Origin of the sequence: Streptomyces sp. 8N616 (assembly GCF_052246385.1) — a bacterium.
Lineage (GTDB): Bacteria > Actinomycetota > Actinomycetes > Streptomycetales > Streptomycetaceae > Streptomyces.
Map to the genome: position 1 here is coordinate 183,626 of NZ_JBQQBY010000008.1, position 13,803 is coordinate 197,428.

General features: G+C 71.8%; 12 protein-coding genes. 8 read left to right on the forward strand and 4 right to left on the reverse strand.

Annotated features, from left to right (window positions below):
• Positions 1-6 precede the first annotated feature (6 nt).
• The 6 genes from ACTWQC_RS10110 to ACTWQC_RS10135 all read left to right on the forward strand — a co-directional run bounded on the left by ACTWQC_RS10110 (position 7) and on the right by ACTWQC_RS10135 (position 7,919).
• Positions 7-1,293 carry a preATP grasp domain-containing protein gene (locus tag ACTWQC_RS10110; protein WP_443315251.1) on the forward strand — a complete coding sequence of 429 codons (1,287 nt, stop codon included), beginning with the start codon at positions 7-9 and terminating at the stop codon, positions 1,291-1,293.
• A 4-nt stretch (positions 1,294-1,297) separates the two neighbouring features.
• Complete coding sequence (locus ACTWQC_RS10115) at positions 1,298-1,930, forward strand: SET domain-containing protein (RefSeq protein ID WP_443315252.1); 633 nt, start codon at positions 1,298-1,300, stop codon at positions 1,928-1,930.
• Positions 1,931-2,032: 102 nt separating this feature from the next.
• A complete protein-coding gene (locus ACTWQC_RS10120) occupies positions 2,033-3,436 on the forward strand; it encodes a KamA family radical SAM protein (RefSeq protein WP_443315253.1) in 1,404 nt (467 codons plus the stop codon).
• Between the two features lie 72 nt (positions 3,437-3,508).
• A complete protein-coding gene (locus tag ACTWQC_RS10125) occupies positions 3,509-4,831 on the forward strand; it encodes a lysine N(6)-hydroxylase/L-ornithine N(5)-oxygenase family protein (protein ID WP_443315254.1) in 1,323 nt (440 codons plus the stop codon).
• Positions 4,828-5,937 (forward strand): NAD(P)/FAD-dependent oxidoreductase, encoded by a 1,110-nt coding sequence (locus ACTWQC_RS10130; RefSeq protein ID WP_443315255.1) that lies wholly within the window; start codon positions 4,828-4,830, stop codon positions 5,935-5,937. The genes ACTWQC_RS10125 and ACTWQC_RS10130 overlap by 4 nt, the downstream gene beginning before the upstream one ends.
• Positions 5,934-7,919 carry a class I tRNA ligase family protein gene (locus tag ACTWQC_RS10135; RefSeq protein ID WP_443315256.1) on the forward strand — a complete coding sequence of 662 codons (1,986 nt, stop codon included), beginning with the start codon at positions 5,934-5,936 and terminating at the stop codon, positions 7,917-7,919. Before ACTWQC_RS10130 ends, ACTWQC_RS10135 begins: the two co-directional genes overlap by 4 nt.
• Here ACTWQC_RS10135 and ACTWQC_RS10140 read toward each other — a convergent pair.
• A complete protein-coding gene (locus tag ACTWQC_RS10140; RefSeq protein WP_443315257.1) occupies positions 7,910-9,241 on the reverse strand; it encodes an aminotransferase class I/II-fold pyridoxal phosphate-dependent enzyme in 1,332 nt (443 codons plus the stop codon). The genes ACTWQC_RS10135 and ACTWQC_RS10140 overlap by 10 nt on opposite strands.
• A 36-nt stretch (positions 9,242-9,277) precedes the next feature.
• Between ACTWQC_RS10140 and ACTWQC_RS10145 the strand changes: the two genes are divergently transcribed.
• Positions 9,278-10,021: a pyridoxamine 5'-phosphate oxidase family protein gene (locus ACTWQC_RS10145; RefSeq protein WP_443315258.1), complete on the forward strand. Its 744-nt coding sequence runs from the start codon at positions 9,278-9,280 to the stop codon at positions 10,019-10,021.
• Positions 10,022-10,127: 106 nt separating this feature from the next.
• Here ACTWQC_RS10145 and ACTWQC_RS10150 read toward each other — a convergent pair whose 3' ends face one another.
• The 3 genes from ACTWQC_RS10150 to ACTWQC_RS10160 all read right to left on the reverse strand — a co-directional run bounded on the left by ACTWQC_RS10150 (position 10,128) and on the right by ACTWQC_RS10160 (position 13,082).
• Positions 10,128-11,132: a DMT family transporter gene (locus tag ACTWQC_RS10150; protein WP_443315259.1), complete on the reverse strand. Its 1,005-nt coding sequence runs from the start codon at positions 11,130-11,132 to the stop codon at positions 10,128-10,130.
• Positions 11,133-11,293: 161 nt separating this feature from the next.
• Positions 11,294-12,349, reverse strand: coding sequence for an EamA family transporter (locus ACTWQC_RS10155; RefSeq protein WP_443315260.1), 1,056 nt, complete (start codon positions 12,347-12,349; stop codon positions 11,294-11,296).
• 106 nt (positions 12,350-12,455) lie between these two features.
• The gene (locus tag ACTWQC_RS10160) at positions 12,456-13,082 is read right to left on the reverse strand and encodes a peptidase (protein WP_443315261.1); all 627 of its coding nucleotides are present in this window, start codon (positions 13,080-13,082) and stop codon (positions 12,456-12,458) included.
• A gap of 182 nt (positions 13,083-13,264) precedes the next feature.
• Between ACTWQC_RS10160 and ACTWQC_RS10165 the strand changes: the two genes are divergently transcribed.
• Positions 13,265-13,693, forward strand: a complete 429-nt coding sequence (locus ACTWQC_RS10165) for a type II toxin-antitoxin system Rv0910 family toxin (RefSeq protein ID WP_443315262.1) — start codon at positions 13,265-13,267, stop codon at positions 13,691-13,693.
• Positions 13,694-13,803 lie beyond the last annotated feature (110 nt).

Sequence of the window (13,803 nt, forward strand, 5' to 3'; positions counted from 1 at the left end):
ACCACCGTGCAGCGCGACTATCCCCTGCTGGTCTTCGGCAACTTCGTCAACGAACTGATGGTCACCGTCCCGGTGCACCGGCACGCGGACGCCCTGATCGCCGTGTCCCCGCGCAAGATCTGGCTGACCAGGCCGGGCGATGTCCTCGTCACACCCAGGCCCATGTCGGGGCCTCTGCGCGACTACGCCTGCGACCTGCTCGGGTTCTCCCCGTCCGAGGTGACGCTGCTGGACGCGCCCGCCGACGACCTGGCGACGCTGACCGCCGCGGTCCGCCGTAGCGGCCTCGTGGACAGGCTGCGTTCGGAGGCGCGGGACCGGCCCGGCATGCGGTTCCAGGCGTTCGCCCAGGACCGCCCCGCCGTCGAACTCGCCGCCGAGATCGGCGTACCGGTGGAGGGCTACGGCGCGGAGGGCGTTCCCTCGAGCGCCGTGGAGGCCGCGTACCGGATCAACGCCAAGCCCGGCTTCCGGGAGCTCGCCGGTGAGCTGGGCATCAGGACCGCCCACGGCTTCAGCTGCGGCACCCCGGACGAACTGGCCGCCGCCCTGCGGAAGGTCCTGGCCGACAGGGGCGCGGCGGTCGTGAAGCCGGCCCGGGGCTCCAACGGCTACGGAGTGAGCTTCTGGGAGGCCGGCGACCTGCCCGGCCTCGATGCCAAGCTCGCCGCGTACCTGCCCTCGGTCGCCGACCAGCCTCCGGGCTGGGTCGTCGAGGAGCGGCTCGACTTCGCCCGTGTCGTCACCGTGGAGATGGAGGTGTACGAGGACGGCCCCCGGGTGATGCACGTCGGCGAGATGCGAACTCCCAACGGCAGCTTCAGCGGCCAGGTCACGCCGCTGGTGGCGAGTTCCTCGGCCGTGGAGGAACTGGTCGAGGGCGGCCTCGCGCTGGGCCGCCACCTGCATCAGGCCGGATATCGGGGCCCGTTCGACATCGACGGCGGGATCACCGCGGACGACGTCCTCTACTCGACCGAGAGCAACGTCAGGAAGACCGGGTGCACCTACCTGGATCTGCTGGTCAGGCGGCTGCTCGGAGAGGAGCGGGCGGGCGCAGCCGTGTGGATCGCCGACTCCAGGCCGGGCGGCGTGGAGCGGGAGTTCGCCGCGGGTCTCGCGCGGGTCCGGCAGGCCGGTCTGGACTTCAAGCCGGGCTCCGACGAGGGAGTCGTCCTCACCTCGGACACGCTGGCGTTCGACGGCAAGTGGCGCTACCTGATCCTCGGGAAGAGCCATACCAGGGTGGACGAGCTGGAGTCCGGTCTCGCCGATGCGCTGAAACTTCTCTGATCCCGTGCTGACCAAGGGAATCGACGTACGCGCGAGCCGCACGCACAACGTCGGGCTGTTCGCCACGGAGACCATTCCCGCCGGGACGGCGATCTGGAATCCGTGCACCAAGTGCTCGCGATGGTCCAAGGAGGAGGTCGCGGCGCTCCCCGGCGCGCGCTTCGCGGCGCTCGACACGTATGGGCATCTCCTCAGCGACGGCAGCCTGTTGCTGCCGTGCCTCGGCGCCTACCTGATGAACCACTCGTGTGAGGCCAACGTCCTCGACCTCGGTCTCGATTTCGGCGTGGCCGTCCGGGACATCGCCGCGGGCGAAGAGGTCACGTGCGACTACGCGACCTTCGTCGAGGACATCGGCTGGAGCATGGAGTGCCGGTGCCGCGGCCCGCGCTGCCGTGGACTGATCACGACGGAGCAGGGCGGAGACCCGGAGATCAGGGTCCGCTGGCGCGAACAGGTGGAGGGCGCGCTGCGGCAGCTCGCCGCGGTCGATCAGCCGCTCCACGATGTGCTCACCGAACTGAGCGAGCCCTACCGCCGCGCGCTGGGCGGGATGACCGCCCTGGAGCAGGTGTCCACCGGCGCCAGTGTCTGCGCGCCCTCCTTCGTGTCGCCGGGCAGGCCGGCGGGGGCGTGACGCCGTAACCCGCCCCGTGAGCCGGGTCCGTGGCAGTGGCGGCACCCCCGCTGCCACGGCCCGCCGCCTGCCGCCGACGTCGAACCGACCGAGAGGATACGCATGTCCGACGGCCTCCAGCAGCCCTACGCGTACCGGCGTCACGAAGCCGGGGAGCCCGATCCGCGCCGCTTACCCGGGTGGCGTGACGTCACCGATGAGGAATGGAACTCCCCGCAGTGGCAGCGCGCCCACTGCGTGAAGAACCTCCGCCAGTTGCGTGAGGTCACCGGGGACCTGCTCGGCGACACCTTCTTCGCCGACCTGGAGCGCGACCAGCGCGAGCGCGCCACCATGTCGCTGCTCATCACCCCGCACATGATCAACACCATGGCGCCCGACGCGCCGGCGGACGGGCCCGGGTCGCTCACCGACGCCTACTACGCCGATCCGGTCCGCCGCTACATGCTGCCGGTCCTCTCCGACCGCAGAACCGACTTCCCCTCCCACCCGTACGCCGAGCGGGATTCCCTGCACGAGCGCGACATGTGGGCCACGGAGGGCCTGACGCACCGCTACCCCACCAAGGTCCTGGCGGAGCTGGTGTCCACCTGCCCGCAGTACTGCGGGCACTGCACCCGCATGGACCTCGTGGGGAACTCCACCCCGCAGGTCAGCAAGACCAGTTTCACGCTCAAACCCGAAGCCCGGCTGCAAGCCATGATCGACTACTTGCGGAAGACCCCGAGCGTGCGGGACGTCGTCGTCTCCGGCGGCGATGTCGCCAACGTCCCGTGGCCCCGGGTCGAGTCGTTCGTGAACGCTCTGCTGGAGATCGACTCCATACGCGACATACGGCTGGCCAGCAAGGCGCTGATCGGGCTGCCGCAGTACTGGATGGACGGCAAGGTGCTGGCCGGTGTCGGGAGACTGGCAGCCACGGCGCGCTCGCGCGGGGTGCAGATCGCGCTGCACACGCACGCCAACGCCGAGCAGCAGATCACACGGAGCGTGTCCCGGGCCTCGCGGCTCCTGCTGGATGCCGGCCTGCGCGACATCCGCAATCAGGCGGTCCTGCTGCGTACGGTGAACGACAGCCCGGCGGCGCTCCTGGACCTGTGCTTCGCCCTGCTCGACCGTGCCGCGATCATGCCCTACTACTTCTACATGTGCGACATGATCCCGTACAGCGAGCACTGGCGGACATCGGTCGCCGAGGCCCAGGATCTGCAGCACGCGATCATGGGGTATCTCCCCGGTTTCGCGACTCCGCGCATCGTCTGTGACGTTCCCTTCGTCGGGAAGCGCTGGGTCCACCAGCTCACCGACTACGACCGGGTGCACGGGATCTCGTACTGGTCCAAGAACTACCGCACCGCCCTCGACGCGGGCGACGCGGACGACCTGACGCGGCTCTACGAGTACTACGACCCCGTCTACACCCTTCCCCCCGAAGGCCAGGAGTGGTGGAAGGCGCACGCCCCCGGCGTCCCCGCCTTCGAGCCCCGCTTCTCCGCGGTGCGTTGAGGCGGCCGGGCGTGACCCACGCCGGCGGCAGTCAATGATCCGTCCATCGTCACTCGAAAGAGAGGTCCGGACATGGGACAGGAGAGTCCCGATCACCCTCCGGCGCACTATCGGTGTGTCGGGGTCGGGGTGGGGCCGGCGAACCTGAGCCTGGCATCACTCCTCCACGGGCACGCCGAGGTGTCCAACCTTTTCGTCGACCGGAAGGCGGCCTTCGGCTGGCACGACGGACAGCAGCTACCCGGGACAACCCTGCAGGTCTCGCTGTTCAAGGACCTGGTCAGCCTCGCGGACCCGACGAACCCCTTCTCGTTCCTCGCCTATCTGCACGCCCAGGGGCGCGTCTACCACTTCCTCAACGCGCAGTTCTCCGCCGTGCCGCGGCAGGAGTTCCGCAACTACCTGGCCTGGGCCTGCGCGCGCAACGACAACATCGTCTTCGGCGAGGAGGTGCGGGAAATCGGCTTCGACGGCGTCTTCCGCGTCCGCACCGACCGCCGCACGGTGACGGCCGACAACGTCGTACTCGGGGTCGGAAGCCGCCCGTTCGTACCGCCTCAGGGGCGGGAGTGGCTGGGTCCCACCCAGTATCACGTCAGCGAGTTCATGGAGAAGGCGCGTGACCTCGGGGGCAAGCGGATCGTCGTGATCGGCGGCGGCCAGTCCGGCGCGGAGGCCTTCCTCGATCTCGTATCCCGGCCGGGCGCCGAACTGCCCCGGCGGGTCTCGTGGGTCTCGCGGCGGCGCAACTACTTCCCGATCGACGACTCACCGTTCACCAACGACTTCTACACGCCGTCCCACTCGGACTACTTCTACGGCCTGCCGGGTGACGCGCGCAGGGCGTTCAACGACCAGCAGATCCTGAGCAGTGACGGGATCTCCGAGGAGACCCTCCGGTCGATCTACCAGCGGCTGTACGTCCACCGGTTCGTCGAGGGGTTACCGGATCTGGTCGGGCTCTTCCCCAACCGCGAGGTGACCGAGGTGACCCGCGGCATCGGCGGCACGTGGGACATCGCGACGCAGCACAACGACCAGCCGGGGGAAGTGGAGCACCACGAGGCGGACGTCGTCGTGTGGGCGACGGGGTTCAGGTCCGCACCGACGGACTTCCTGGCCCCGATCGCCGGCCGGCTGGAGCGCGAGGACGGCGAGCTCCGTGTCGACCAGGACTTCGCCGTGCAGTGGGACGGGCCGCCGGGCCGCGACATCTTCGTCCAGAACGCCGCACGGCAGCAGCGTGGCCTGGCCGACCCCAACCTCAGCCTCAACGCCTGGCGCAGTCAGCGCATAGCCGACCGGCTGCGCGGGGTGCGCAGCGACGACCAGCTCGCGTCGTTCATCGAGTGGTCGACGAAGACCGCCGCCAAGAACGCGTGGCTCGCGGGATGACGGCCGCGACGCGTACGACCGTGGACGGGACCGCGACGCGTACGACCGTGGACGTCGCGGTCATCGGAGCCGGTGTCATCGGCTGCATGACCGCCCGCGAGATTCTGGCCCGCAGCCCCGGCACCTCGGTCATGGTCCTGGACCGCGACACGATCGGCTCAGGCGCCACCCGGCGCTCGGCGGGGCTGGCCTTCCCGCGCGGCGCGACCGAGCGGGTGCGCCGCATGTCCGCCTACAGCCAGGACCACTACGCGAAGCTGCTGGCGCTCCACCCCGAACTGCCCATCCGTCCCCTGCCCATGACCGTGATAGCCGCCGAGGCCGGGGAGGCGGCACTGCGCGGGATCTACCTCGACAGCGCCCGTCTGCGGCGCGTCGCGCAGCCGCCGGACGACCGGATCCGGATCCCCCCGGACTCCGCGGCCTGGCAGGGCGAGGGCTGCCAGTACGCGGATGTGCACGCCCTCACGCACCTCCTCGGCCGGGGCCTCCGGGGGCAGGTCTCCTTCCGCGAGAGCGTGCGGGTCACCGAAGTCCGGCCCGGAGAACAGGCCGTCGTACTGGGCCTTGGCACCGGCGAGACCGTGATCGCCGACCGGGCCGTACTCGCGCCCGGTCCTTGGCTCGCCGCTCCTGCCTGGAAGGGGCTCGTCGCGCCGCTGGGCGGCCGCGTGAAGAAGGTCGTGGCGATGCACGTCGACGTGCGGCCGGAAGAAGGCGACCGCGCGATCGTCTTCCACGACGAGGACGCGTTTCTGCTGCCGCTGCACCACCGGGGCCACTGGCTGTTCAGCTATACGTGCCGGGAGTGGGACGTCGACCCGGAAACCGTCGCGGACGGGATATCTCCGGAGAACCTGCGTGAAGCCCGGGACGTCCTGGCCCGCTACGCGCCCGGCCTCGTCGAGCACTGCGTATCCGGGCGGGTCTTCTGCGACGCGTACAGCCCCACCGGCGGGCCCTTGGTGACGGCCCTCGACAGCCACCGGCGTCTGGTCTTCGCGGGTGCGGCGTGCGGCTCGGGCTACCGGCTGGCCCCAGCCGTCGCCGCGGAGGCGGCCGGTCTGCTCCAGCTTCCGCACCACGGAGAGAGGGACAACTCGTGATCATCAACACGTACGACCCGAGCGCGCTGCACGAGACGTTCGGCATCGAGATGAGCTCGGTCGAGGGTCTGGGCGTGGGGGCCGGCTGGGGCAGAGTCGCCCCGGGCCGCAGCTCGGACAGCCATCACCACGACGAGACCGAGTGCTTCGTCATCGTCGCGGGCCGCGGCGAGTTCGTCGTCGACGGGGAGCGGTACGTCGCGGAGCCCGGCACCGTCGCGCTCTTCGAGCCCTTCGAGTCCCATGTGCTGGAGAACACCGGCGACTCGGATCTGGTCTTCCTGACGCAGTACTGGCGGGACGCCGACCGGGCGCTGAGGTCGGCGGGGTCTCCCGAACGCAAGTCCTACGGGGACCGGCCGGTCTTCGTCTTCTCCACCCCGCCGACGCCCAACGGCGATCTGCACCTCGGCCACCTGTCCGGCCCGTACCTCGGCGCCGACGCGTACGTGCGCTTCCAGCGCATGAACGGTGCCCAGGCATGGCATCTGACCGGCAGCGACGACTACCAGAGCTATGTGCTCGGCGCCGCGCGCAGGGAGAACCGGGAACCCGCGGAGGTCGCGGCGCACTACAGCGCCGAAATCGCCGAGACACTGCGGCTGATGGACATCCCGCTGGACCAGTACACGGTGACGAGCAGCGACGAGGCCTACCCGGCGGGACTGCGGCAGTTCTTCTCGCGTCTGGTCGCCTCCGGCTCGGTGGCTCCGGCGGAGGGCGAGGCGCTCTTCGACTCGGAGACGGGCCGGTACCTCTACGAAGTCGACGTCACCGGCGGCTGTCCGCACTGCTCGTCCGGCACCGGCGGAAACATCTGCGAGGAGTGCGGGGAGCCGAACCTCGTCGCCGACCTGGCGGACCCGGAGTCGGCGCAGTCGGCGGCCGTCCCGCGCCGGGCCGCCGTCAGCCGGTACTCGCTGCCCCTGCACGAGTTCCGTGAGACCGTCCGCGAGCACCACCGCCTCGGCCGTGTCCCGGCGCGGCTCGGGGAGCTCGCGCACCGGCTCTTCGGCCGGCCGCGCTTCGACGTCCCCGTCACCCACCCGTCCACCTGGGGAGTGCCTCCTGCCGAGAAGGCCACCGAGGGTCAAGTGATCTGGGTGTGGCCGGAGATGTCGTACGGGTTCCTGCACGGCATCGAGACCTTGGGCGGGCGGCTCGGCGAGGAGTGGAAGGCCCTCGCCCCCCGGCCGGACTGGAAGATCGTCCACTTCTTCGGCTACGACAACAGCTTCTACCACGCGGTGCTCTACCCGGTCCTCTACAAGCTGGCGTTCCCCGACTGGGCACCGGACATCGACTACCACGTCAACGAGTTCTATCTGCTCGAAGGCAGCAAGTTCTCCACCAGCCGCAGGCACGCCATCTGGGGTAAGGAGATCCTCGGCCCGGACAGCGTCGACGCCGTCCGCTACTTCCTCTCGAGCACCCGGCCCGAAGGGGTGCGTACCAACTTCCGGCGTGCCGCCTACGCATCGGTGCTCCAGGACACCCTCATCGGGACCTGGCAGGAGTGGCTGAACGACCTGGGGCGCCGTATCGACGAGCGCCATGCCGGCATCGCGCCGGACGCGGGCAACTGGACCCCGGAGCACTCGGCCTTCCTCGGCCGCCTCGGCAACCGGCTGGCCGCCCTGACCGGAAGCCTGAGCCCGGACGGGTTCTCGCTTCGGCAGGCGGCAGCCGAGCTGGGGGGCATCGTCGAGGACGTGGTCCGCTTCGGCCAGGGGCAGAGCCTGCTGGCCGGCAGCGAGGAGTGGCGGGACGAGAGCCGTACGGCCGTGGCGCTCGAACTCGCGGCGGCGCGCCTTCTGGCGGCCGGAGCCGCTCCGGTCATGCCCCGCTTCGCGTCCCGGCTCGCAGCCGCGCTCGACCTTCCCGAGCCCGCCGAGTGGCCCAGGACGGTCGAACTCCTCACACCGGGAAGCAAGGTCCAGCTGTCGTCCGCGGTCTTCTTCCGGCCGGCCGCTCAGCCGTAGCGCACCGAGGGTGCGGGGCCGGCCGCGGACGCCAGGGCGTCGGCGACCGGCCCGATGTCGTCGTCCGACAGCGTCGAGACGGTCACCCGCACCCCGGGCGGCGAGGACATCCGGAAGCGCGCCCCGGGTGCCACGGCCCAGCCGGACTGCAGCAGCCGCGCGACCGCACCCGTTTCGTCGGCCACCGGCACCCAGACGTTGATGCCGCTGCGGCCGTGTGCGGCGATTCCGCGCTCGCGCAGCGCGCGTACCAGGCCGTCCCGCCGGGCGCCGTACGCAGCGGCCACGGCCGCGGTGTCCACGGCACCCGACCGCCACAGCTGCACCACGACGTCCTGCAGCAGATGACTGACCCAGCCGGGGCCGAGCCGCAGGCGGCCGCGCACCCGGTCGATGGTGACGGGGTCCCCGGTGAGCACGGCGAGCCGCAGGTCGGGCCCGTACGCCTTGGCGGTTGAGCGGACCAGGGCCCAGCGCCCCGAACTGCCCGCCAGGGCGTGGAACGGCAGGTCGACGATGCCGTGGCCGTGGTCGTCCTCGATGAGCACGACCTCCGGATGGCTCTCCAGAACGGACCGGATGCTGTCCGCGCGCGGGCCGGTGACCGCCGCGCCGGTCGGGTTCTGCGCCCGGCAGGTGACCACGAGCGCGCGGGCGCCCTGCCGGAGCGCGCACTCGACGTCCTGCGGCAGCGGCCCGTCGTCGTCCACGGCGACGGGCACGGCGCGCAGTCCCAGCGCGGGGATCAGATCCAGCACGCTGCCCCAGCCGGGGTCCTCGACGGCGACCGCGTCACCGGGCCTGAGATGGGCGGCGAGCACCCGCTCGATCGCGTCGAGCGCCCCGGAGGTGACCGCAATGGGGCCGTCCGGTACACCGTCCGCCGCGAATGCGGCCTTGGCCTGTTCCGCCAGCTCGGCGCTGATGGGGACGTCGCCGTAGAGCGCAGGGCGGCGGGCGTTACGGGCCGCGGCCTCGGCGAGCGCCCCGCCGAGCGGGGGCAGCAGGGCGACGTCGGGGTTGCCGCTGGAGACGTCGACGACGCCCGGCGGGGCATCGACGCCGATCGCCTCCCGGGACGTGCTGGCAGGCCGCGCCCGCACCCTGCTGCCGCGCCTGCCCGCCGTCTCGATCACTCCGCGGTCGCGCAGCGTGCGATACGCGGCCGCGACGGTGTTCGGGTTGACCTCCAGCTGCTGCGCCAGTTCACGCAGCGGCGGCAGGAGCTGACCGGGGCTCAACTCCCCCGATCCGACGGCCTGTTCCACGCTGGCCGCAATCTCGGCTGCGCGACGACCGGCGATCCGATACTCTCCTAGCACAAAGAAGATTATGCACTAGTTCAATGGAGCTTCGCAATGCCGGACACGGACGCCGCCGCTCACGCCGCCCACGACGGGGCCCCAGCCGCCTACGATCCGACCGACCGCACGGTGCCGACCCGCGCACGGCAGCGCGCGGCGTACGACCGCGAACTCGTCCACGCGATCCTCGACGAGGGCTACCTCTGCCACCTCGGCTTCGTCCGCGACGGCGCACCCGTGGTGCTGCCGACGCTCTACGCCCGGGTGGGCGAGCGGCTGTATGTGCACGGCTCGACGGGCTCCCGGCCGCTGCGCATGGCGGCCCCGGCGGACTCCTCGGGCCTGGCCGACTCGGCGGACTCGGCGGACTCGGCCGACCCCGGACTGCCGGTGTGCCTCACCGTCACCCACGTCGACGGGCTGGTGCTCGCGCGCTCCGCCTTCCACCACTCGGTCAACTACCGCTCGGTGGTGGTGCACGGCACCGCCCGGCAGGTGACGGACGCGGCCGAGCGCGCCGCGGCCCTCGACGCGATCGTCGACCAGGTGCTGCCGGGCCGCGCCGACGACTCCCGCCGGGCCAACGCGAAGGAACTGGCCGCGACCGCGGTGATACGGCTCGACCTCGAGGAGGTCTCGGCGAAGATGCGGTCCGGCCCGCCCAACGACGAGCCCGAGGACTTGTCGCTGCCGTACTGGAGCGGCGTCCTGCCGGTCACGCGGGCGTACGGCACGCCGCTCCCGTCCGACGACCTGGACCCGGCCGTGCCGCTCCCGGCCTACCCGGCGTCCCGCTGAGCAGGACCTACGCCCGGCGCTACCCGCCCAATGTCCCGCCCGGGTGCGGGCATTCGTTCCGCGGGGTGATGGGGGTACCCCCATCACCCCGCGGAACGAATGCCGTTCAGGCGGGGGACGGGCGGCGGTAGGCGGAGGCCAGACGGGCTTCCGTCACCGCCAGAGCCGCCACCGCCGCCAGCAGCAGGAGCGTTCCGAGCGCGGTCGCCACCGTGAGCCGCTCCCCCAGCACAGCCACCGCGATCACCGCCGCACTCACCGGCTCGATCAGCATGATCACGGACGCGGTGGCGGCCCGTACGACGGCCGCCCCCGCGAAGTACAGGGCGTACGCGAGCGCGGTCGGCACGGCCGCCACGTACACCAGCAGCACCAGCACCCGGGCCGGATCCGCCGTGTGCGGCAGCAGCCCCTCCGACGCGACGAGCGGCAGCAGGCAGACCGCGCCGACGGCGAAGGCCCAGGCCGTCGTCGAGCGCGGGTCCGCGCCTCCACCGGCGCGCCCGAGCCGGCGCGTCAGCAGCGTGATCCCCGCGTATGCCGCCGCGGACACCAGCGCCAGGACGACACCGAGCGGCTTCACGACCCCGCCCCCGCTTCCGAGAACCAGCACAGCGAGCCCGCCCAGCGCACCCGCCATGGCCGCCACTCCCCCGCGGCCCAGCCGCTCCCCCATGGTCAGGCGGGCGCCGAGCGCGATGAGCACGGGCCCGGCGCCGATGGTCACGACGGTGCCCACCGCGAGCCCCGTCTCCTGCACCGCCGCGAAGTAGGCGGTCTGAAAGACGGTCAGGCCGAGACCGGTGCCCACGATGCGCAGGACCCGGCGGCCCCGCGCTTCAACGGACGGCCGCGCCGCGGGCGCGACGGCGCCCGGGCCCCGGGCCCGTGCCCGTACTCGGCTCACGGCACGTACCGCACGCACCGCCATCAGCAGCGCGAGCCCGCCCACGTAGCGCCAGAACGACAGGGCGACGGGACCGAGATCGCTGGACCGGTACAGCATGGCGGCCGCCGCACCCGCGGTGCCCCAGGCGGCACCGGCGACGACCAGATAGAACAGGCCACGCCCGACGGGCAGGCCGACAGCATTGTCCGACACGTTCGACACGAGAGAGTTCTCCGCGGAAGAGGAATGGTCGCTTCGCTTCCGTCTGCGGGCAGCGGCGACATGCCCGGGCAGAGCCCGAGCCAGGTCTTCCGTGGAGCGGCCGCCCGCCTTAAGCGGCGGGAGGCGGAAGAACGAGTGCGTTCGCATACATGATCCGGACCTTACGTCGCCCGGGAACGGGCGGGCAACTCCCTTTCGTCCCGCCCGATGCCCCTGCCGTCCTCGCCATCCTCGCCGCCCTCGCCGCCCTCGCCGCCTTCGCCGGGCATCGATCCGGACGTCGAGCCGGCCACCGGCCCGTCCGAGGCCGCCTTCGGCGTCGAGGTCTGCGCGATGAGCGCCCCCGCCAGCACGGCCGCGCCACCGATGACCTGCGGCGCGGAGAGATGCTCCCCGAGCATGAACCAGGCCAGTACGGTCGCCACGACCGCTTCGAGGCACGCCACGACTCCGGCGACCTGCGGCGAGAGTCGGCGCACCGACAGCACGCCGGTGAGGTACGCGATGACGGTCGCGACGAGCACGACCCAGCCGAGCAGCAGCGCCGCCGGCACCACCGTGCCGTCCATGTCCGCCTGTCCCGCGAGCAGCGCCCAGTCCATGCCCCACGGCCGGGCGACGACGGTGAGCGCGGCGGCGCCCACGAGCAGCCCGTACGCGATGACCCCGATCGGGTCCGCCGCGTCCTCGCCGTCGCTGCCGTGGTCGGCGAGCACGAAGTACGAGACCTGGCAGCAGGCCGCGCCGAACGCGAGCAGCAGTCCCAGCGCGTCGAAGCCGAGCCCCGACCAGACTTCGACGACGCACGCGAGACCGCCCACTGCGAGCACGACGCCGACGGCGGCCGCGCGGCTCACCGGCCGGCGCTGTACGAACCGCACCCAGCCCAGCAGCAGCGCCGGGCCGAGGTACTCGACGAGCAGCGCCACCCCGACCGGGATGCGGGAGATCGCGGCGAAGTAGCAGGCCTGCACGCCCGCCACGGCGAGCAGGCCGAAACCTGCGAGGAGGGCGGGGCGCCGACGTACCAGGGCGCGGTGCCGCCAGGCGACGGGCAGCATGACGAGGGCCGCGCCCCCGGCGCGCAACCACACCAAATGCAGCGGGTCCAGGCCCGCCTCGATCAGCGGCTTGGCTGCAACCCCCGATCCCCCGAACGCGAACGCCGAAGCCAAGGCGAGGCCGAGGCCGACGTTCCTTCCCTGAGACGCGTGCATCCGGACATGATGTCAGCTCTCGACAGGAGCGTCATCCCCGATACGCCTGACAGGCCGCAGTACCGGGCCGCAGCACCAGGCCGCAGCCCGAACGCCCCGCTCCCCGTCACACGGCCTCGTTCCCGAGTCCCCTCTGCAGGACAGTTGCGCCGCCGACCGCCCCGGCGGGCAGGGAGCCGTCGAGCCGGGCCGACAGCAACTCGCGGTCCACGCCCGCCCGGCGCAGCACCTCCGACGCCCGGCACCCGGAGTCGGCGACCAGCGCGGCCAGCAGGTCGAGCCCTTCGGCGCGTTCGGCGCCCCTGCAGCGGGCGCGCTCCAGTGCGCCCTGCATGGCCGCGGCCGCCGCCGGTGACAAGCCGGGGGTTCCGCTCTCCTCGCGCCCGGCGCTCACGACGCGCAGGGCCCCGGAGTCCTCGACCGCACCCCGCCACCTGAGCCCGTAACCGATGCTGCGCTGCACGAGATAGGTGAGCAGCCGGGCGACCTGCGCCCCGGCGCCGAATGCGGCCCTGACCTCCGGATCCGCTTCGAGGAGGGTGTGCAGGAGGTGAGCGGTGTCGACATGGCGGTCGGCATCGCGTATGGCGCGCCTGCGGGCAGCGCTGACCACCGACGCCGGCACGGCACCGAGCCGGGCACCGGGCCCGGGACTGGACTGCCCGGCGACACCGGGCGGCGGCGAACGGTCTGGCACATCTCCCACCTCATCAGCCCCGAACGAGCCGAGCATCGACGGTAGGGATCATTTGCCCCTCCCACCGTGGTTGGGTACGGATGACCGGATTCTCCTCCTTAGGGATGAGATCACGCCACAGGAAGGCCATAACTGACGCTCCGTCAGTCTTGAATGTTGGAGCCCCTCGGTCTACGGTCCGCGAGCGCCTGTCGCAGTGACGGAGAAGGGGTGGTCGTATGGCCGAGGTCAGCGCGGAGGCACGGATCGAAGCACCGGCGGAGAAGGTCTGGGAGCAGCTGACGGACTTCACGTCGTACGGGCAGTGGAACTCCACGCACACCAGCTTCCCCAAGGGCGGCCCCGCCTCCCTGGAGCCGGGTGCCACCTTCGCGGAGAACATGAAGCTCATGGGATTCCCTGCCGAGGTGAACTGGACGGTGGAGGCCTGCGAGCCCGCCCGGCTGCTGCACATCAGGGGCACCGGGCCGATGGCGGTGAACGTCGGCACGCGGTACACCCTCACTCCGGACGGCGAGGGGACGCAGGTGCGGATCGACGGTGAGTTCACCGGAGCGGCCGTGACGCTCATGGCCGGCAAGCTCAAGGACTCGGCGACGGCGGCGCTGAACGAGTCGCTGCGCAAGCTCAGCGGTCTGGTCGCGTAACAAGCAGGACAGGCTGCGACCGCCGCGACTGGGGCGACCGCCGTTGGCTGAGGGGTGGCCCGCCGGCCGCCCCTCAGCCACTGCGCCCCTCGAGCAGCTCGTAAGGCGGG

What these genes read in the sequence shown, in the direction of transcription:
- ACTWQC_RS10120 (WP_443315253.1), top strand. Translation starts at nt 2,033, where the DNA reads ATGTCCGACGGCCTCCAGCAGCCCTACGCGTACCGGCGTCACGAAGCC.
- ACTWQC_RS10125 (WP_443315254.1), top strand. Translation starts at nt 3,509, where the DNA reads ATGGGACAGGAGAGTCCCGATCACCCTCCGGCGCACTATCGGTGTGTC.
- ACTWQC_RS10130 (WP_443315255.1), top strand. Translation starts at nt 4,828, where the DNA reads ATGACGGCCGCGACGCGTACGACCGTGGACGGGACCGCGACGCGTACG.
- ACTWQC_RS10145 (WP_443315258.1), top strand. Translation starts at nt 9,278, where the DNA reads ATGCCGGACACGGACGCCGCCGCTCACGCCGCCCACGACGGGGCCCCA.
- ACTWQC_RS10155 (WP_443315260.1), bottom strand. Translation starts at nt 12,349, where the DNA reads ATGCACGCGTCTCAGGGAAGGAACGTCGGCCTCGGCCTCGCCTTGGCT.
- ACTWQC_RS10160 (WP_443315261.1), bottom strand. Translation starts at nt 13,082, where the DNA reads ATGCTCGGCTCGTTCGGGGCTGATGAGGTGGGAGATGTGCCAGACCGT.
- ACTWQC_RS10165 (WP_443315262.1), top strand. Translation starts at nt 13,265, where the DNA reads ATGGCCGAGGTCAGCGCGGAGGCACGGATCGAAGCACCGGCGGAGAAG.